Annotated in this window: 16 protein-coding genes; 5 read left to right on the top strand and 11 right to left on the bottom strand. The window is 74.6% G+C overall.

Annotated features, from left to right (window positions below; all coding sequences use genetic code 11):
• Window positions 1-3: 3 nt before the first annotated feature.
• The 7 genes from Pdca_RS05935 to Pdca_RS05905 all read right to left on the bottom strand — a co-directional run bounded on the left by Pdca_RS05935 (window position 4) and on the right by Pdca_RS05905 (window position 10,689).
• Window positions 4-2,145, bottom strand: a complete 2,142-nt coding sequence (locus Pdca_RS05935; protein WP_232021431.1) for a molybdopterin oxidoreductase family protein — start codon at window positions 2,143-2,145, stop codon at window positions 4-6.
• Window positions 2,146-2,148: 3 nt separating this feature from the next.
• Window positions 2,149-3,516 (bottom strand): nitrate/nitrite transporter, encoded by a 1,368-nt coding sequence (locus Pdca_RS05930; protein ID WP_085911694.1) that lies wholly within the window; start codon window positions 3,514-3,516, stop codon window positions 2,149-2,151.
• Window positions 3,517-3,654: 138 nt separating this feature from the next.
• Window positions 3,655-4,464 (bottom strand): NAD-dependent epimerase/dehydratase family protein, encoded by an 810-nt coding sequence (locus Pdca_RS05925; protein WP_373865497.1) that lies wholly within the window; start codon window positions 4,462-4,464, stop codon window positions 3,655-3,657.
• Window positions 4,461-5,288, bottom strand: coding sequence for a TIGR02569 family protein (locus tag Pdca_RS05920; RefSeq protein ID WP_085911788.1), 828 nt, complete (start codon window positions 5,286-5,288; stop codon window positions 4,461-4,463). The genes Pdca_RS05925 and Pdca_RS05920 overlap by 4 nt, the downstream gene beginning before the upstream one ends.
• 181 nt (window positions 5,289-5,469) lie before the next feature.
• Window positions 5,470-8,088 carry a hypothetical protein gene (locus Pdca_RS05915; RefSeq protein WP_158092094.1) on the bottom strand — a complete coding sequence of 873 codons (2,619 nt, stop codon included), beginning with the start codon at window positions 8,086-8,088 and terminating at the stop codon, window positions 5,470-5,472.
• Between the two features lie 301 nt (window positions 8,089-8,389).
• Window positions 8,390-9,562: an adenylyltransferase/sulfurtransferase MoeZ gene (gene moeZ / locus Pdca_RS05910; protein ID WP_085911787.1), complete on the bottom strand. Its 1,173-nt coding sequence runs from the start codon at window positions 9,560-9,562 to the stop codon at window positions 8,390-8,392.
• Between the two features lie 83 nt (window positions 9,563-9,645).
• A complete protein-coding gene (locus tag Pdca_RS05905; protein ID WP_085911692.1) occupies window positions 9,646-10,689 on the bottom strand; it encodes an alpha/beta fold hydrolase in 1,044 nt (347 codons plus the stop codon).
• Between the two features lie 165 nt (window positions 10,690-10,854).
• On the opposite strand from Pdca_RS05905, the gene Pdca_RS35350 reads away from it, so the two are divergent.
• The 3 genes from Pdca_RS35350 to Pdca_RS05895 are packed head-to-tail and all read left to right on the top strand — an operon-like array spanning window position 10,855 to window position 14,482.
• The gene (locus Pdca_RS35350; protein WP_085911691.1) at window positions 10,855-11,790 is read left to right on the top strand and encodes a hypothetical protein; all 936 of its coding nucleotides are present in this window, start codon (window positions 10,855-10,857) and stop codon (window positions 11,788-11,790) included.
• A 4-nt stretch (window positions 11,791-11,794) separates the two neighbouring features.
• Window positions 11,795-13,792, top strand: coding sequence for an HAD family hydrolase (locus Pdca_RS05900; protein WP_085911690.1), 1,998 nt, complete (start codon window positions 11,795-11,797; stop codon window positions 13,790-13,792).
• Window positions 13,793-13,849: 57 nt separating this feature from the next.
• Complete coding sequence (locus Pdca_RS05895) at window positions 13,850-14,482, top strand: TetR/AcrR family transcriptional regulator (protein WP_085911689.1); 633 nt, start codon at window positions 13,850-13,852, stop codon at window positions 14,480-14,482.
• 43 nt (window positions 14,483-14,525) lie between these two features.
• On the opposite strand, the gene Pdca_RS05890 is transcribed toward Pdca_RS05895, so the two are convergent.
• Window positions 14,526-15,437 carry an alpha/beta fold hydrolase gene (locus Pdca_RS05890; RefSeq protein WP_232021429.1) on the bottom strand — a complete coding sequence of 304 codons (912 nt, stop codon included), beginning with the start codon at window positions 15,435-15,437 and terminating at the stop codon, window positions 14,526-14,528.
• Between the two features lie 30 nt (window positions 15,438-15,467).
• Window positions 15,468-16,382 carry an AurF N-oxygenase family protein gene (locus Pdca_RS05885; protein ID WP_085911688.1) on the bottom strand — a complete coding sequence of 305 codons (915 nt, stop codon included), beginning with the start codon at window positions 16,380-16,382 and terminating at the stop codon, window positions 15,468-15,470.
• Between the two features lie 111 nt (window positions 16,383-16,493).
• Here Pdca_RS05885 and Pdca_RS37455 point away from each other — a divergent pair, with 111 nt between their 5' ends.
• Window positions 16,494-17,309, top strand: a complete 816-nt coding sequence (locus tag Pdca_RS37455) for a TetR/AcrR family transcriptional regulator (RefSeq protein WP_269462840.1) — start codon at window positions 16,494-16,496, stop codon at window positions 17,307-17,309.
• On the top strand, window positions 17,306-17,671 hold the full coding sequence (locus Pdca_RS05875; RefSeq protein ID WP_085911686.1) for a DUF4873 domain-containing protein: 366 nt from the start codon (window positions 17,306-17,308) through the stop codon (window positions 17,669-17,671). The genes Pdca_RS37455 and Pdca_RS05875 overlap by 4 nt, the downstream gene beginning before the upstream one ends.
• Window positions 17,672-17,761: 90 nt before the next feature.
• On the opposite strand, the gene Pdca_RS05870 is transcribed toward Pdca_RS05875, so the two are convergent.
• Together Pdca_RS05870 and Pdca_RS05865 are read right to left on the bottom strand one after the other, a co-directional pair.
• Window positions 17,762-17,998, bottom strand: a complete 237-nt coding sequence (locus Pdca_RS05870) for a DUF3107 domain-containing protein (RefSeq protein ID WP_085911685.1) — start codon at window positions 17,996-17,998, stop codon at window positions 17,762-17,764.
• Window positions 17,999-18,061: 63 nt separating this feature from the next.
• On the bottom strand, window positions 18,062-18,730 hold the full coding sequence (locus tag Pdca_RS05865; protein WP_085911684.1) for a ferritin-like fold-containing protein: 669 nt from the start codon (window positions 18,728-18,730) through the stop codon (window positions 18,062-18,064).
• Window positions 18,731-19,079 lie beyond the last annotated feature (349 nt).

Below are 19,079 nucleotides of genomic sequence, written 5' to 3'. Positions count from 1 at the left end.
CGGTCAGACGCCCGATCCGCCCGCATGAGCAACGGGCTTCGCCGCGGGGCCGGCGTCCTCCCCCGGCGTGCTCCCGGTGGTCGCCGGCGCCAGCCGCACCGCGGCGACCTTGAACTCCGGCATCCGGCTCACCGGGTCCAGCGCCGGGTTCGTGACGTTGTTCGCCGCCCCCGCCCCGCCGAAATGGAACGGGAGGAACACCGTGTCCGTCCGCAGCGTCGGCACGCAGCGCACCCGCGCCGTCGTCGTGCCGCGCCGCGAGGTCACGTCGGCGAGTTCGCCGTCGGCGAGCCCGTGCCGGGCGGCGGTGTCCGGGTGCACCTCGACGAACACCTCCGGATCCACCGCGGCGAGCTCGGCGACCCGCCGGGTCTGGGCCCCGGACTGGTAGTGCGCCAGCACCCGTCCGGTGGTGACCAGCAGCGGGTACCCGGCGTCGACGTCCTCGTCGGGTTCGACGTGGTCGACCGGCACCATCCGGGCCCGGCCGTCGGCGTGGGCGAACCGGTCCGCGAACAGCCGGGGTGTCCCGGGATGGTCCTCGGCGGGGCACGGCCAGTGCAGTGCCTCCCCCGCGTCCAGACGCGCGTACGAGACACCCGTGTAGTCCGCGATCCCGCCGGACGACGCGCGGCGCAGCTCGTCGAACACCAGCTGCGGGTCCGCCGGGAACTCCCCCGGCGCGTCCAGCGCGGCGGCCAGCCCGGAGATCACCTCCAGGTCGGTACGGACACCCGGCGGTGGGGCGAGGGCGCGCCGACGGCGCAGCACCCGGCCCTCGAGGTTGGTCATGGTGCCCTCCTCCTCGGCCCACTGGGCCACCGGGAGGAGCACGTCGGCCCGCATCGCGGTCTCGCCGGGCACGACATCGGCGACGACGAGCAGGTCCAGCGCGTCCAGCCGGTCGGCGACGGCGCGCGCGTCCGGCGCGGAGACCAGCACGTTCGAGCCGAACACCAACAGCGCCTTCGGCCCGCCGGGCCGCCCGAGCGAGTCCAGCAGCTCCACCGCGCTCCGCCCCGGGCCGGGAATCGAGTCCGGATCGACGCCCCACACCGCTCCGACGTGCGCCCGCGCAGCCGGGTCGTCGATCCGCCGGTAGCCGGGAAGCTGGTCGGACTTCTGGCCGTGCTCGCGTCCACCCTGGCCGTTGCCCTGACCGGTGATCGTCCCGAACCCGGAGCCGGGCCGCCCGGGCAGGCCGAGCGCCAGCGACAGGTTGATCCACGCGGTGACCGTGTCGACGCCGTGTGCGTGTTGTTCGGCGCCGCGCGCGGTCAGCACGTAGCGCCGCGACGACGTCGCGAGCAGCCGCACCACCGTGCGCATGTCGGCCGCGGACACCCCGCAGACCCGCTCCGCGCGTTCCGGCCACCACTGCGACGCGATCCGCCAGGCGTCGTCGAACCCGCTGGTCCGGTCGTCGACGTAGGCCAGGTCCAGGTGTCCGTCGACGACGGCGGCGTGCAGCATCCCGAGCGCCAGCACCAGGTCGGTGCCCGGGCGCGGTGCCAGGTGCAGGCCGCCGGAGGCGATCGCCCGCTCCGCGGTCGGGGTGCGGCGCGGGTCGATCACGACCAGCCGGGCCGTGCTCAGGTGCGACATCAACGGCGGCATCGTCTCGGCGACGTTCGCGCCGGCCAGCACGATCAGCTCGGCGTCGTCGAGATCGGTCACCGGGAACGGCAGTCCGCGGTCGATCCCGAATGCGCGGTTGCCCGCGGCGGCCGCCGAGGACATGCAGAACCGGCCGTTGTAGTCGATCTGCGAGGTGCCCAGCGCGACCCGGGCGAACTTGCCGAGCAGATAGGCCTTCTCGTTGGTCAGACCGCCCGCGCCGAACACGGCGACCGAGTCCGGGCCGTGCTCGGCCCGCAGCGCGGCCAGCCGGCCGGCGACCCGGCCGAGGGCGTCGTCCCAGCCCGTCTCCCGGAATCCGGCCGTCCGCGAGTCCCTGACCAGCGGAGACGTCAGCCGCTGCGGGTGGGTGAGCAGAGCAGCGGAGGTCCAGCCCTTCTGACACATCCCGCCGGCGTTGGTCGGGAAGTCACGGGCGTCGACCGCACCGGACGGCCCGATCCACTGCCCGCACTGCAGCGCGCAGTACGGGCAGTGGGTGGCGGTCCGGATGTCGTCGGGCCGCACCGGTCAGACCCGGACGAGCTCGGCGCCGCCGGGCACGGACGCCTGCTTCGGTCGCAGGTACACCGCCCACGTGACGCCGATGCACACCACGTAGAAGGCGAGGAAGCTCCAGAAGGCGGGCGTCCCCGACTCGACCGCCAGGAACGACTGCCGGAACGCCAGGTTGATGAACAGGCCGCCGAGCGCCCCGACCGCGCCGGCAATGCCGATCACGGCGCCGGACAGCCTGCGCGCGGTGCCGAGCTCGGTCTCCCGGTCGCCGCCCTCGGCGATCCTGACCCGGGCGCGGCCGGTGAAGATCGCCGGGATCATCTTGTAGGTGGAACCGTTGCCGATCCCGGACAGCGTGAACAGCAGGATGAAGCCGAGCGTGAACACCGCGAGGGACTGCGCACCGGACGCGGCGATGATGACCAGCGTGGCGACCGCCATGCCGGCGAAGTTCCACAGCGTCACGTTCGCGCCGCCGTACCGGTCGGCCAGCCGGCCGCCGATCGGGCGGATCAGCGAGCCGATCAGCGGGCCGATGAAGGTGACCGCGGCGGCCTGCAGCGGGGTGCGGTCGAACTGGTTCTGCAGCACCAGGCCGAAGGCGAACGAGTAGCCGATGAACGACCCGAACGTCCCGATGTAGAGGAACGACATGATCCAGGTCTGCCGGTCCCGGCAGGCCTCGGCGAAGGCGCCGGTGTCGTTCGACATCGCGGCGATGTTGTCCATCCGCCGCCACGCCAGGATCGCGGAGACGATCACCAGCGGAATGTAGATCGCGATCAGCACCCGGGGCTGCCCGGCACCGATGGTCGCGATGACCAGCAGCCCGAGCAGCTGCACCACCGGGACGCCGAGGTTGCCGCCGCCCGCGTTCAGGCCCAGCGCCCAGCCCTTGCTCCGCTCGGGGTAGAACGCATTGATGTTGGCCATCGACGACGCGAAGTTCCCGCCGCCGACCCCCGCGACCGCGGCCACCAGCAGCAGCGTGGTGTAGGAGACGCCCGGCTCGATCACGACCAGCGCAAGGAGCAGCGGGACGATCAGCAGCGCCGCGGAGAAGATCGTCCAGTTCCGGCCGCCGAAGCGGGCCACCGCGAACGTGTAGGGCAGCCGCAGAATCGCGCCGACCAGGGTCGGCACCGCGACCAGGAAGAACTTCTGGGCGGCGTCGATCCCGTACTCCGGCCCCATGAACAGCACCAGGACCGACCACATCGTCCACACCGAGAAACCGATGTGTTCCGAGAAGATCGACTGCCAGAGGTTACGGCTCGCGATCTTCTTTCCGGTGCGTTCCCAGAACCCCTCGTCCTCGGGGTCCCAGTGCTCGATCCAGCGGCCGCCGAGACGGCGGCCGGGAGAAGCTGAGGTCGTCACGGATGGCACTCCTGATCGCCGGCGTCCACGTCGTCGACGAGGCTAGGGAGTCCCAGTTTCCGACGGGTGGCGCCGCGTGACACGCCGGGAACGCTTATCTCACATGCCCGTTGTCATGTCTGTGAGGAGTGCGGTACGTCAACGCATCCGGACGCCGAGCGGGAGATCGCAGAACCCGCCGCCGACCCGATGGTGCTCCGGCGCGGCCGGGTCCGGTTCCGGGCCGCCGGCCAGTATCTCGGCGGCGAACACCTCGGCGTCGTCACGCGGGTGGAAGCCGATCGCCGCGCCCTCCTCGAGCGACCACCAGCGACGGGTGTTCGCCGAGACGCCCCACACCAGGTGGTGGCCCCGGGTATCGGGATCGACCGACGCCTCGACGAGCCGGGCCGCGTCGTCCGGCGACAGCCAGGTCGCCAGCGCGCGGGCGTTGCGCGGCTTCTCGAAGCAGGTCCCGATCCGCAGGCTCACGACGGTCAGCCCGTACCGCTCGTGGTACAGCCTGCCCATGCCCTCGACCGCGGCCTTGCTCCAGCCGTAGTAGGTGTCCGGGGCCTGCTCGACCGTCGCCGGCAGCGGGACGCCGTCGGCGCGGGTGCGGAACCCGGCGGCGTGGTTGCTCGACGCCAGTACGACGGTCCGGACCCCGGCGGCGACCGCGGCGTCGAGCACCGTGCGGGTGCCGGTCAGGTTCGTCTCGACGATCTCGTCCCAGCCGGCCTCACCGCTGATCCCGGCGAGATGGACGACGGCGTCCGCCCCGTCGACGGCCGCGGCGACCACCGCGGGATCGGTGACCGATCCGGCGTGCGCCTGCTCCCCCGGCCCGGCCGTGAGCGGCGCGGCGTCGAGCAGTCGCAGGGTCCGGCCGTCGCGGACGAGCCGCGGACGCAGCAGCGTCCCCATGTTGCCGGCGGCGCCGGTCAGCAGCAGCGTCACGGCGATCAGAGCCTGCGGCTGACCAGCCCGGCGACCCGCTCGATCCCGGACAGCGACTCGGCGGTGGCGTCCGGGTGCTGGGCGTGCAGCGCGAGCCGATAGAGGACGGCACGCAGCAGCGACTGCGGCCACTCCTGCAGCTCCGACCAGCGCTCGATCAAGTCCTCGTCGGCGCCGCCCCAGGCGACCGCGTCGACCACGACGACGGCGGCGGCCCACTCGGCCGGACGCCAGAACGGCACCAGGTCGAGCACCGCGGGCCTGCCGGTCGGGTCGAACAGCATCGCGCCGAACAGCTCGCCGTGCACGACCTGCGGGGTGAGCCGGATCGTCCGGCGGTGTGCGGCGAGCTCGGCGAACAGCAGGCCGCCGGTCTCCGGGTGCAGCTCCAGCTTGCGCTCGCCGAACGCGGCGGCGGCCGAGCGGGACAGCAGGTCGTCGCGGTCGTCGAGCAGCCGGGGCCGCAGCACCGTGGACGTCGCCGCGTGCAGCCGCAGGGATGCCGCGACGACCTCGTCGTGCCGGGGCTCCGGGGCCCCGGGGACGTAGCGGGACGCCGCCCAGCCGCCGACCACCCAGCGGCCGTCGCTGGAGCGCACCGGGCGGGCCAGCCGGACGCCCTCGACCTCCAGGTTCTCCAGAACGGTCGCCGACCAGGCCGCGACGACGTGATCGGAAACCGGGCGGAGCAGCGTGTCGCCGCACTGCCAGGCCCGCTGGCCGGCCCAGACGACCGGGCGCGGGGCGGTGTCACGCACGCCGAAGGCGATGCGTACGTGCTCGGGCAGGGCGCTCGCGGCCGGCGCGGTGGCGAGCGGGCGGGCAGCGGTCACGGTCGCGACGGTACCCGCGCCGCCGGATACACCGGTCCGCGCCACGCCCGAACGGTCGCAACGCGTCACCACGTTCGGTGGACGGCCGCAGTGCAAGGCCGTCCGCTGGATTGCCATCAGGCAGGACGCGACCGGGCGGCTCCGCTGAGCGGAGCGCCGTCCGGCCGCGTCCCGGCCGGGTTCAGTCCTGCGAGCCGCCCGACATCCACCGGTCCGCGCCGGAGCCGCCCCGCGTGGACCCCGAGTCGTCGCCCCCGGAGTTGTCACCCCCGGAGCGGCCCGATCCCGAGTCCCTGCCCCCGGAATCGTCACCCCCGGAGCGGCCCGATCCCGAGTCCCTGCCCCCGGAGTCGCCCGATCCGGAGTCGCCGCCCTCACGACCACCGGAACGGCCGGACGAGCGGCTCGACGTCCGCTCCTCCACCTTCTCCGCCATCTGCTTCTCGGCCCGCCGGTCGGCCTCGGCGAGCACCGGGGCAGCGGCCTCCTTGCCCATGGCCGCCTCCACGTAGGAACCGGCGACCGCCGAGGCGATCCCACGGGATCCGCCGGACTCCCCCGACCCACCGGACCTGCCGGACTCCCCGGACCCACCGGACTTGCCGGACTCGCCGGACTCGCCGGAGGAACCCGACCGGCCCGACCCGCCCGACGACTCCGAGGACCCGGACCGACCGTCGGGGTCTCCGGAGCCCCGGGAGCCGTCGGTGCGCCCGGAACCACCGGAGCGCCCTTCGTCACCGGAGCGCGCACCGTCACCGGAGCGCTCGGCGTTCCCGGACCGGTCGGCGCCGCCGGAGCGGCCTTCGTCCCCGGAACGCCCGCTGTCGCTCTTCTCCCGGTTCCCACCGGATCCGCCGGTGTCACCGGACCGCTCCGCGCCGGCCAGGGCCTCCGACCGCACGGCCGCGACCCGGTCGACCAGGCCGCCCGTGGAACGCGCGCCCTCCGACCCGGACGACCCGGATCCGGGCGACTCCGACCGTGACCGCTCCGGGCGGGACGCTTCCGACCGGGACGCCCCGGAACCGGACGACTCCGATCCGGACGACTCCGAGCGGGAGCGACCCGCCCGGCTCACCGCCGCCACCGGACCCGACTCCGAGCCCGACCCCGCCGACTGCGGGGCCTCCTCGCGGCCGCGGTCGGTGGGGCTGCCCTCCGCCGGCCGTGCGCGGCCGCTCTCCCGGGAGTCGGACGCACCGCCCGGGGAATCCGAGGCGGACCCGCCCCGGCCCGCGCCGCCGGATTCGGCATCCTGCTGCGCCGGGCCGCTGCGACGGCCCGAACCGCCGGCGACGCCGCTCAGCGCCCGGCCCGCGTCCTGCACGGTGTCGCTCACCCCGCCGGCCGCCCGGCCGACACCGTCGCCGATCCGCTCGACCGGCCCGTCCGCGGCCCGATCCGAACCAGCCCGATCCGAACCGGCTCGATCCGAACCGGCTCGATCCGAACCGGCTCGATCCGAACCGGCCCGGTCCCGCGCCGGACGATTCGCCCCGTCCCGATCCGGTGGTCCGGCGACACCGGTCCGCGGACCACCGGAATCAGCGCCCGAACGCGCCGGACCGGCCTCCCGGGCCGGACGCCCGGCGCCCTCCGGGCCGGCCGCACGAGGCGCCCGGTCGGCGGCATCCGCGCCGGACCGGCCCCCGAGCAGGGTGCCGACCCCGTCCGCGGCATCCGAGACCACGCCACCGAGCGCCTGCCCCGGCCCGGTCGCGGGAGTCGGCCGGACCGACGGCCCCGCGGCGCTCCCGCCGGCCCGCTGCGGCTCCGGATCCGGTGCCGCCCGCCCGCCCGGGGCGCCGCGCGGGTCCAGCGGCGGGCCGCTTGTGCTCACGTCATCGCGTCCGCGGTCGCCCGCCGTCTCCCGGCCACCGGTGACGATCTGCAGGTCCCGGCGGCGACCGATCGGTTCCGGCACCACGGGCCGCTCCCCGCGGGCCAGCGCGAGCACGTCCCCGGACACCTGATCGGTGCCGGACCGGTCACCCGGGAGCGGCGCCGCCGTCGCCCGGCCCAGTCCCTCCTCCAGAGCCCTCAGCTGCTCGGCCGTGCTGTCACGGCGGCGGGCCCGCAGGTCCCGCTGCTCCTCCAACGACGCCCCCGCCGCAACCTGCTCACCCGTCCGCCGGGTGGCCGGGGGCAGCTCGGCGACGATCTGCTCCATCTCGGCGAGCTCCTGCTCGGCGAGGGCCAGCGAATCGCCGACCGTGCCCCGGGACGCGTACACGTCCAGCTGCGACCGCAGCGCCGCCTGCTGCTGCCGCAGCACGTCCCGGCGCTGTTGCAACCGGGCGACCGGCGCCGGAGTGTGCTGCACGCTGTGCGGCGAGGCGCGCCAGGTCTGTTCGGCCTGCTCCAGCGTCACCAGCTGCTCGTCGAGCGCCGCCAGCGCGATCCGTGCCTCGCCCGCCCACTCCTCCGCGGTACGCCGCTCGCCGGAGGCGGTACCGCCGACCGGTGCCGGCGCCGTCGTGATCAGGGCGTACCCGGCGAGCAACGTCGCGGTGGCACCGATCAACGCGAACGTGCGGCGGTGCCGCAGCGGGCCGCGCGGCGCACGCAGCCGGGCCGGCGCGACGCGCACGACCGGCCGGGACCGGGGAGCCGGACCGGCCGGGCCCGGCTCATCCTGGGCGGGCTCGGGCTCGCGGAGCCACGGGAGCGTCCCGGCGAGCCGCTCGTCACCCGCCGCCTGGGCCGCCGCCCGCCGCACCTGACGGGCGCGGACCCGGTGCGCCGCGGAACAGTACCGGCGCTGCGGCCGCGTCTCCGGCGGACCGTCGTCCGCCACGATCGATTCCTCGCAACCATCCAGCGCACACCGTCGCACCGGTCCGTCCACAGTGACCTCCTCGCCGCCGTCACGCCGGCCCCCGACGTGCATCGGCTTGTCGCGGCGACCCACGGTGATGTTTCGGCGAAACGGTCCACTTCGGAGCCAAATCACCGATCTTCACCCGTTCAGCGGAGTGAGATCGGACGGTTTGTCAAGTATCTGGATGGTTACTCGCCGGTCACGACATGTGACGAACGACGAACGGCCGCCGCCCCGCGGGTGCGGGACGACGGCCGTGTCGGAACGATCGTGACGGTCAGTAGCTCGGCTGCGAGGGGTCGATCTGCTTGACCCAGGAGAGCACGCCACCGCCGACGTGCACCGCGTCCGCGAAACCGGCCCGGTGCAGGGCCGCGAGCGCCTCGGCCGAACGGCCACCGGACTTGCAGTGCAGCACCACCGGCCGGTCCTGCGCGATCTCCGACAGCGCCTCGCCGGAGAGGATCCGGTCCTTCGGGATGAGCGTCGCGCCCGGGATCGAGACGATCTCGTACTCGTGCTGCTCACGGACGTCGATGAGCTGGAAGTCCTTGCCGGCGTCCATCATCTGCTTGAGCTCGCCGACGGTGATGGTGTTGCCGGCGGCCGCGTCCTGCGCGTCCTGGGTGACGGTGCCGCAGAACGCGTCGTAGTCGATCAGCTCGGTGATCTTCGGCGTCTCCGGATCCTTGCGGATCTTCACCTGACGCCAGGTCGTCTCCAGCGCGTCGTAGATCACCAGGCGCCCGAGCAGCGGCTCACCGATGCCGGTGATCAGCTTGATCGCCTCGTTGACCATGATCGAGCCGATCGACGCGCAGAGCACGCCCAGCACGCCGCCCTCGGCACAGGACGGGACCATCCCGGGCGGCGGCGGCTCCGGGTAGAGGTCGCGGTAGTTCAGGCCCTGGCCGTTCGGGGCGTCCTCCCAGAACACCGACGCCTGGCCCTCGAACCGGAAGATCGAGCCCCAGACGTAGGGCTTGCCCAGCAGCACCGCCGCATCGTTCACCAGGTAACGGGTGGCGAAGTTGTCGGTGCCGTCCAGGATCAGGTCGTAGTCCCGGAAGATGTCGAGGACGTTCTCGCTGGTCAGCCGCTCGTTGTGCAGCCGGACCTCGACGTAGGGGTTGGTCTCGCGGATCGAGTCCCGGGCCGACTCCGCCTTCGGGCGGTCGACGTCGGACTGACCGTGGATGATCTGACGCTGCAGGTTCGACTCGTCGACCACGTCGAACTCGACGATCCCCAGCGTGCCCACCCCGGCCGCTGCCAGGTACAGCAGCGCGGGCGAGCCGAGGCCACCCGCTCCGACGACGAGGACCTTGGCGTTCTTCAGCCGCTTCTGCCCGTCCATCCCGACATCCGGGATGATGAGGTGGCGGCTGTACCGCTCGACCTCTTCCTTGGTGAGCTCGGCAGCCGGCTCCACCAGCGGCGGTAGCGCCATCTCGTCCACTCCTCCGAAGTTCACGTGCGGGTGTCTGGGCGTCTCAACGCTCCGGGGTCGCCCCATCTTCCCCGACCGTGCGATCAGGTCTCGTCCCACAGCCCGGCGACGGCGAGCGCGACCTGCTCGGGGCTCTCGATCTGTGCGACGTGCCCGGTGTGGGGCAGCACCAGCATCCGCGCGTCCGGCAGCGCCGCAGCGGTCCGGCGGGCCAGCCGCGGCGACACGATCCGGTCCGCGCCACCCCACACGACGAGCGAGGGTGCCCGCACCTTCGACGCACGCTGCCAGGCCGATCGCCCGGCCCAGGTCGCCAGCAGGCCGCGGGTCGCGCCGTCGGTCGCCTCGGCCGCCCACGGCAACGTCGCCCGGTACTCGTGCTCGGCGATCAGCTCGTCGAGCCTGCGCTCGGAGCCGCGCTGCGGATCGGCGAAGCAGACCCGCACGATCCGCTCGGCGCACTCGCGCACCGGCTCGACGGCCAGTGCCCGGCGCGCGCCGCGGCCGAGCACCGGGACCATCGCCAGCGCCATCCGCGGATCGGAGAGCCGCCGCGGATCGGGGCGCAGGTCCGGCATCGCGGGCGACACCAGGGTCAGCGACCGCACCAGCTCCGGACGGCGGGCGGCGACCGTCATCGCGATCAGCCCGCCGAGGGAGTTCCCGACCAGGTGGAACCGGCCGTCGTGACGCTCCCCGGCCCTGGCCCGCTGCTCGCGGCGGCCGGCCAGCCAGCAGAGCAGCGCGTCCGCCATGCCGTCCGGGGTGTAGTCCCGCGCCGCGGTGGGCTCGGACAGACCGAAGCCGGGCAGGTCGATCGACAATCCCGACGCACGCGACGCCAGCAGCCCCGCCAGATCGGTCCAGTTCGTCGCCGACCCGGCCAGGCCGTGCACGTAGACGGCCTCGGAGGCGTCCGGATCGTGTGCCGCACCCGTCCCCGGCGTCCGGCGGACGTGCAGCGACACCCCGCCCGCGGTGATCGTCCGGCCGGGCCACGGCGGGATCTCGTCGGGCAGCGTGGCGAGCGTCGCGGGATCGACCGGCCGCGGCTGCGCGCCGGATGTGCGGGCAGGCCGGGGCGCGGTGACGGAGGGGTGAACGGGGAGCGACGTACCGGCGGCCATTCGACCAGGATGACGTGCCGGGCGCGACCGTGCCGATCGCGGGTGACCTCCGTCTCGTCACCGGCACCGACCTTCGTCACTCCGCGTTCTCCTGTGCACACCGAGCGCAACGACGGGGGCGTCCACGCGTTGTACCGGGGGGACGCCGGACACTGGAGGACGCGCATGGGGCGGATCGCCGGATCGGCCGCGGCCCGGATCGCCGGCTTCGGCGCGGCGTCGGTCCTCGTCTTCACCTGTGCCTGGACGGCCGGTGGCGCGCTGGAGGCGCCGGCCGCGGCGCAGGGCCGGGAGACCGCCGAGCTCGACGACGGACGGGTGCTCCCGGCCGGCCGGAGCGACCCCCCGCCGGACGGCGGCGTGACCAGCACCGCCGCCGGCTACACGCTCACCCCGGCCCGGCTGATGTACCCGTGGCGGGAGGCCACCGAGATCACCTTCACCGTCACCGGCTCGGACGGCGAGCCGGTGACCCGGTTCGACACCCCCGGCGATGGCAGGCCGGTGATGGACGTCGCGGTCATCCGGCGCGACGTCGCCGGATACATGCGGCTGCGCGCCGAACCCGGCCCGGACGGGCTGTGGCGGGCCCCGGTGACCCTTCCCGGCGAGGGGGTGTGGCGGCTGTACGCGGCCTTCACCCCGACCGGCGGGCCCGCCCTCGATCTCGGTGCCGACGTGCACGTCCCGGGCCCCTACGGCGCGTTCCGGTTCGACCACGAGGACCGGTCGGGGCTGTGCGGCCCCAGCGACCAGCAGGTCCGGATCGACGGTGCGCTGCTGCCCGGCGGCAGCTCGCGGCTGTTCGCCACGGTCGGCCGCGACGGCGTCCCGGTCACCGATCTCGAACCCGTCGACGGCGGTGCGTTCGGCAGCCTCACCGTCGTCCGGCAGGGCGACCTGGCCCGGTTCCCGGCACGGCCGGAGGTGACCGGTGCGGCCGCGGACGACCGGGCCGGGCCGGGCATCGCGTTCTCCGCGTCGGTCCCGGCGGCCGGCGACCACCGGCTGTTCCTCGACTACCGGTCCGGCGGGGAGCTCCGCTCCTGTGAGTTCACCCTGCCGACCGAGTTCACCCGGCCGACGGCACCGGGGAGCTGAGCCGGTGCGCTCCCGCATCCCGGTCGCGCTCGCCGCCGCCGTGACGGCACTCGCCCTGCCGGTCGCCGGCCCGCTGCTCGTCCCGGCGCCGGTCGTCCCTGCGCTGCTGGCCGCGAGCGTGCTGCTCGCGCTCGCCGTCGTCCTGGTCGCCGGACGGGCGGGGCACCGGGGCGCGGCCGCCGCGCTGCGGGCCGGGACCGTCAGCACCGACGTCGGTGTCTCGATCGCCACGCTGGGCGCGTCGGCGTGGGCTGCGCCGGCCGTGCTCGCCGCCGCCGTCTCACCGGCCGGTCCGTCGGCCGTGCTCGGCGGCTGGGGCGCCGGGAGCACGCCGGCGGACCTGCTCGGTCTGCTGGGCGGCCCGGCCCTGCTGCCGGGCACCGCCGCGGTGCTCACCGTGCTGGCCGTGATCGTGGCCGACACCGGCCGCCGCACGCCGCCGTCCGCCGCGGGGACCGACGGGCCGCCGGTCGTCCGGGAGACCGCGGCGCACCCCCGGGACGCCCTGCGGGCGGTGGCGGACCGCTGGTGCACCCGGCTGGTCCCGATCGCCGTGCTGGTCGCGCTCGCCGTGACCGGTTTCCGGGTGGGTTCCGGGCAGGGATGGCCGGTCGCCGGACTCGCCGGACTCGCCGTGCTGCTGGCCGCCTGCCCGGTGGTGCTGCTGGCCGCCGCGCCCGCGGCCGTGCGGGCCGCCGACCGCGCGGGTGGCACGGACGTGCGGCTGCCGCTGCCGGGGCCAGGACCCCGGCAGGACCCGGTCGGCTGGACCCGTCCGTTCGGCGCCCACGGCGTCGTGCAGCGGATCGACACCGTCGCGCTCGCCGGGCCGGACGTGCTCACCGGCACCGGGCCCGGCGCGATCGTGGTGCACCCGGCGCGCGGGGAGGACCCGGACACGGTGCTGCAGCTGGCCGCGTCGGTCACCGCGGGCTGCCGGCCGGGCTCGGATCTGGCCCCGGTCGCGCGGGCGCTGTCGGCCGCCGCCGGTGGCCCGGTCCCGGACGTCGCCGAGGCCGACGAGCAGCCGGGACTGGGGGTGTCCGGCCTGGTCGCCGAGCTCGTGCCGGTCGACGGGATGCGGCCCGGCGTGGTGACCGGGCGGGTGCGCGCCGGGGCCGGTGCGGCCGCCGCCGGACCCGTGTCCGGGGAGCCGGTCGTCGCGCTCGCCGAGCACGACGGCCGCACGCACCCCGGGCCCGGCCCGGCCACGACGGTGGTGGCGCACGCGGTGCTCGTCGGCTCCCCGGAGTGGCTGCACGAGCACGGCGTCCGGCTCCCGCCCGGCCTGCGGGCCGCACGGGAACGCGCCGTCGCCGACGGCGGCTCGGTGGTCGCGGTCGCCTGGGACGGGGCCGCCCGGGCGGTGCTCACCCTGGACCGGGTCCCGCACCCGTCGGCCGCCGCCGGGCTGGACGCGCTGCGGGCCGCGGGAGCCGAGCCTGCTCTGCTCACCCCCGACGACGACGGTGCCGCCCGCACCCTCGCGCTGGCCGTCGGACTGGACCCCGACGACCCGGACGCCGTCCGCGCCGGGCTGGGCCCCGCCGCCAGGGCAGCGGCCGTCGCGGGCCTGCGCGCCCGCGGCCGCACGGTCGCGGTCGCGGCCGACCCCGGGACCGATCCGGACGCACTGGCCGGTGCCGATCTCGCCGTCGCCCTGCTCCCGTGGCGCAGCGTCGAACCGGGGGCCCCGGGGGAACCGGACCCGGTTCCCGATCCCGTCGCGGGATCCGCGAGGATCGCCGCCCGAGGCGGTCCCACCGAGGTGGCCGCAGCCCTCGTACTGGCCCGGCGGGCCCGCGCGCACACCCGCAGCGCGGTCGTCGCTGCGATCGTGCTGGCCGCCGCCGGGACGGTCGCGGCGGCGGCCGGAGCACCGGGCCCGGTGGTCGCCGCGCTGCCGGTCCTGGGGGCCCTCGCGGTGCGCGCCCGGCGGGCCCGGACAGGCGTCCGATCCACGCCCGGCGAGGCGCCGGCAGCGGCGATGACGGATCGTTAGTAATCCCGGTTACCAGCGGGTAGGGTGACCCCACACCGGGTGAAAGGTAGGGGGCCGATGACCGGAACCGCCACACCTCGGGGCGCACGCCTGTCCCGTGGAGCGCGGCGCGCCCAGCTGCTGCTGGCCGCCCGCGACGTGTTCGCCGATCAGGGGTACCACGCGGCGGCCATGGACGACATCGCCGAGCGGGCCGGGGTCAGCAAGCCGGTGCTCTACCAGCACTTCCCCGGCAAGCTCGAGCTGTACCAGGCGTTGCTCACCACCTACGCCGAGGAGCTGGTCGAGCGGGTCTCCGGGGCGATCGAGCGGACCGGCGACAACAAGGAACGCGTCCAGGCCGCCGTCGCCGCCTACTTCGACTTCGTCGCCGGCGAGGGCAAGGCCTACCGGCTGGTGTTCGAGTCCGACCTGCGGGGCGACCCGGAGGCCGCCTCCGTCGTGGAGAGCGCGCTCGACCGGTGCATCGACGCCGTCGCCGGTGCGGTCACCACCGACGCCGGGCTGGACCAGGACCGGGCCCGGCTGCTCGCCGTCGGCCTGGTCGGGCTGAGCCAGGTCGGCGCCCAGTTCTGGCTGGACTCCGACCAGCGGGTCCCGCGTGACGAGGCGGTTGCGCTGATGACGTCGCTGGCCTGGCGGGGCATCGGCGGATTCCCCAAGCTCACCGAGAGTCCCGAACAGCTCTGAGACAGCTCTGAAACAGCTCTGAGCCCTACCGGCCGGCGTGCGGTCACGCCGCCCGGTCGGCCCGCACGGTCCCCCGCACCAGCGCGCCGATCCGGGCCGCCACCCCGGCGACCCGCTCGACGGGCAGCATGTGCCCGGCGTCCGGGAACACCGTCAGCCCGGAGCGGGGCAGCCCGTCGCGGATGCGGCGGGAGTAGCGGGGCGGGGTCAGCCGGTCCCGGGACCCGACCAGTACCTCCACCGGCAGCTCGGCGAACGCGGCCAGCGCCGCGTCCCGTTCGTGCGCGGTGAGCGTCGGGGTGAACCCGGAGATCGTGGTCGGACGGCAGCCGGCGATCGCGTCGCAGGTCAGCCGGACCGCCTCCCGGTCCGGCTGCCGCCCGAGCAGCAGCGGCCGCACCCCGGCCCGCAGCAACGCCGGATGCGAGCTCAGCGCCCGCCGGTCGGTCCACAGCGGACTGACCGTCACCTTCTCCTTGCCCGCCAGGAACAGCTCCGCCGGACGCCCGCTCATCCCGAGCGTGGCGGCCCCGCCGAGCCCGCCGCTGGCCGTGGCGACGAGCGCGACCCCGGCGACCCGCTCCGCGACCAGCTCCGGATGACGTTGGGCGAGCGACATCGCCGTCATCCCGCCCATCGAGTGCCCGGCGATCACGACCGGCCCGGCCGGGATCACCTGCTCGATCACCTCGGCCATGTCGTCGGCCAGCCGCTCGAGGGTCTTGCGCTCGTCGGGGGTGTCGTCGGACCGGCCGTGCCCGCGGTGGTCGTAGCGGACCACCCGGGTCGGCGGGCCGGACTGCACACCCGCGGCGATGGTGTCCGCGACCGGCGCCCAGCAACGTTCGTCGAGGGTCCAGCCGTGCGCCAGGAGCACGGTCACCGGCGCCGCCTCGGGTCCGGACTCCCGCACGTACAACCCGGTCCCGTCGCGGGTGACGATCCGCCTGCTCACGTCCGGCTCCTCTCGGCTCGGAGATGGGACTCAGATCAGGTGCGCGCGCTTCCACAGCAGCTCCGACGGCCCACCGATGACGCCCTGCTCACGCAGGAACGGCACGAGCTTGCGGGCCGACCAGCGCAGCATCTCGCGGTGGTGCGGATTGGCCCGCGCGATCTTCCGGCCGACCGACGGCTCGATGCCGACGCTGCGGTACACCTCGGGATGGATCAGGTTGCGGGCGACGACGAAGGCGATCGCCGCGGTCTCGTTCCGGGCGAGGGAGCGCTGCGCCGCGTTCGTCTTCGGCATGATCCGTTGCAGCTCCTCGCGGGCGTAGCGGACGTGCCGGGCCTCCTCCGTCACGTGGATCTTGTTGATCATCCGGGAGAGCGGCTGCACCCGCTCGTCGCGCATCCCCTCGCGCTGGAGCTGATCGAGGATCTCCTCGACGTAGAGCGTTCCGGCGAACATCGCGGGCCCGGTCCCGATCGTCTTCATCACCCGGCCCAGCTCGTGGGTGAGCCGGTCCGGTGCGTAGTCCGGGACCCCGTAGCGCTCGGTCGCCTTGGCGAACATCATCGAGTGCCGGCACTCGTCGGCGATCTCGACCAGCGCGTACTGGATGTGCGGGCGGCGCGGATCGCGGTCGTAGGCGTAGCGCAGCAGCATCTGCATCAGGATCATCTCGAACCACAGCCCGATCCGGGCGACGCTGCAGAACTCGTGCACCGACAGCGTGACCCGCTGCTCCTCGGACAGCTCGTCCCACAGCGGCGTGCCGTACAACGACACCCGCTCGGGGACGACCCCGTAGGCACCCTCGACGAGCGGCGCCTCCCAGTCGATGTCGATCGACGGGTCGTAGGACTTGTCGACCGAGCTGCGCAGCAGCCGCCGGGCCGTGTCCTCCCGGTCGGCGATCCTGCTTCTGCTGCCGGTGCGGGCGGGAGCGCTCATCGGCCACGCCTTCCTGTCTGATGCAGGTCCGGACCGGATCGTCGGTCGATGTGCTGTTCCGGACACCGCAAGCGCTTGCTGTTACCAGCGGTAACGGCTACCACTGGTAACGTGCCGCAGGAGCAGAGAGATGTCAAGCCGGACCCACGGGCCCGGCGCCGCGAGCAACGCCGGTCGGAGATGGTCCAGGCGGCGATCGACGCCGTCCGTGAACACGGGCCCGGTGTCTCCGTCGCGCAGATCGCCGCCGCCGCCGGGATCACCAAGCCGGTGCTCTACCGGCACTTCGACGACCGTGCCGATCTTCAGCGCGCGGTCGGCGAGCGGGCCGCCGAGATGCTGATGGAGCGCATCTACCCGGTCCTGGCCGTGGAGGCCGAGCCGATCGAGCACATCGCCGCGGTGATCGACGCGTTCCTCGGTGGCATCGAGGACGAGCCGCAGCTCTACCGCTTCGTCGTGGCCAACCCCGCCGAGCCGGCCCCTGGTGCGGAGATCGTCGAGGACGTCCGCGGCCGGATCGGGGCCCTGCTGGCCACCCTGTTCGGCGAGCGGCTGCGATCCGAGGGGCGTGACTCGGGCGGCGCCGAGGTCTGGGCGCACGGGCTCATCGGCCTCGTCCAGGCCGCCGGGGAGTGGTGGCTCGACCGCCGCACGATGAGCCGGGACGCGCTGACGAACTACCTGTCCACGCTGGTGTGGGGCGGGGTCGCCGGCGTCGCCGGGATCGACCAGCCGACGGCGAACGCCGACATCCTGCGCCTGGTCCCGCCCCCGCACACCGCCACCGGCACCGAGGGCGGGACCGGGACGGGGACATCCACCGGCACCGCAGCCGACACCGGGACGGCCACCGACACCGGCACGGCCACCGCCGCCGATGCCCGCGTCGACACCCGCATCGCCCCGGAGGGCCGGCCGACATGAGCGGACACGGGCACGGGCACGGGCACAGCGACGGTGCCGACCACGCCGACGATCATGCCGACGAGGGCTACCGCGGCCCGGCGACGCTGGTCGTCGAGGGCGAGGAGATCCCGGTGGAGGTGCTGCTCGACGCCCGGCACGAACCGTTCGACGGCCGGCTGCACTGGTCCGGGCGGGTACTCGCGCACCGGCGCCTGACCGAGCTGCTCGGCACCCGCGGCACGGATGCCGAGATCAGGACACCGGGCCACGCCGCGGTCGGGACGCTGTCCGAGCCGGACATGTGGGACCGGTTCCGGATCGCCGGGACCGGGCGTCCGCCGTTCGGGCTGGACGAGCCGCCACCGCCGGAGACCGACTGACCGGCACCGGCCGACGTGACCGGGCCCGGTCCCTCCGCGGAGGGACCGGGCCCGGATCCACCGGTCAGTCCTGCCGGTGGTGTACGACGCTCAGGGCTTGCCGCCCAGACCGAAGCCGACCTTGCGCTCCTCGCCCGGGCCGATCTCCACGTAGGAGATCCGCGCCACCGGCACGACGAAGCGGTTCCCCTGGTCGTCGGTGAGGTCCAGCAACCCGTCGTCGGACTTGAGCGCCCCGCTCACGAGCTGGGCCACCTCGTCCGGCGTGCGGTCGCTGGACACCACGAGCTCGCGCGGGGTCTCCGCGATGCCGATCTTGACCTTCACCGGTTGGCCTCCCGATCCGTTCACGTCCTGCCCTTGCCGGCGCCAGGCTAGTCGAGAACGGGCTCAGGACAGTCCGAGCCTGCTCATCCGCCTGCCGTGGGCGACCTGGACGGTCTTGATCAGGCCCGCGACGCCGCCCTTCGCACCGGAGCCGAGGACGATGAACTCGGCCAGCTCGTCCCGCTCGGCCACCACCCGCTGGGCGTGCGTGACGGCTTCCCCGAGCAACCGCCTGCCCCACAGGGCGAGCCGGTCGCGCTGGTGCGGATTGGCCTCGCAGGCGGCACGCACCTCGCGCTCGGCGAACGCCGAGTGGCCGGTGTCGGCCAGCACCCTGCGGACCAGGTCACCGGTGTCCGGATCCACCCAGCCGGCGACCTCGCGGTAGAAGTCGGCGCCGAGACCGTCGCCGAGATAGGCCTTCACCAGCGACTCCAGCCAGCTCCGCGGGGCCGTCGAGGCGTGGTAGCTGTCGATCAGGGTGACGAACGGGGCCATCGCGTCGGCGATCGCGACACCGGAGGCGCCCAGGTGTTCCTCGATCAGCCGGAAGTGACCGATCTCCGCGGCCGCCATCGTGGAGAGCTGAGCCCGGCCGGTGAGCGTCGGTGCGGCCCGCGCGTCCTCGGCGAGCCGGTCGAACGCGGACAGTTCGCCGTAGCCGAGCACGCCGAGCAGCTCGACGGTCACCGGGGAGGGGCCGGCGGCCGGCGGACCGGCATCGGTGGTCATGACGGTCACCCTAACCGGACGGCGGGCACCAGCCCGGATGATCACCCGCAGGGCACGCGAGGTATCTCACCGCCCCGACGCGCGGCGTGCTCGTCGTGCAATCGGGACGCGGGGGGGTACCATGCGAACAGCGCGTCGCCGACGTACGGCTGACGTGCACACGCGCGGGAACCCGGGAAACGGGGCGGGTGGGCCGTTCCGCGGCCGGCCACATCTCACCGGACCCGCACCCGACATGGTGCGCGCAGCGCCTCGGCGGCTCTCCTGCCCCGACCCCGATGTGGGCGAGCGGCGGTCGACGAGCCACGCCACGGCTCCTGTGCGCGGAGAGAGGCGATCATCCTGTCCG

The sequence above is a fragment of the Pseudonocardia autotrophica genome (assembly GCF_003945385.1).
GTDB lineage: Bacteria > Actinomycetota > Actinomycetes > Mycobacteriales > Pseudonocardiaceae > Pseudonocardia > Pseudonocardia autotrophica.
This window is presented reverse-complemented; position numbering and strand designations above follow the sequence as displayed.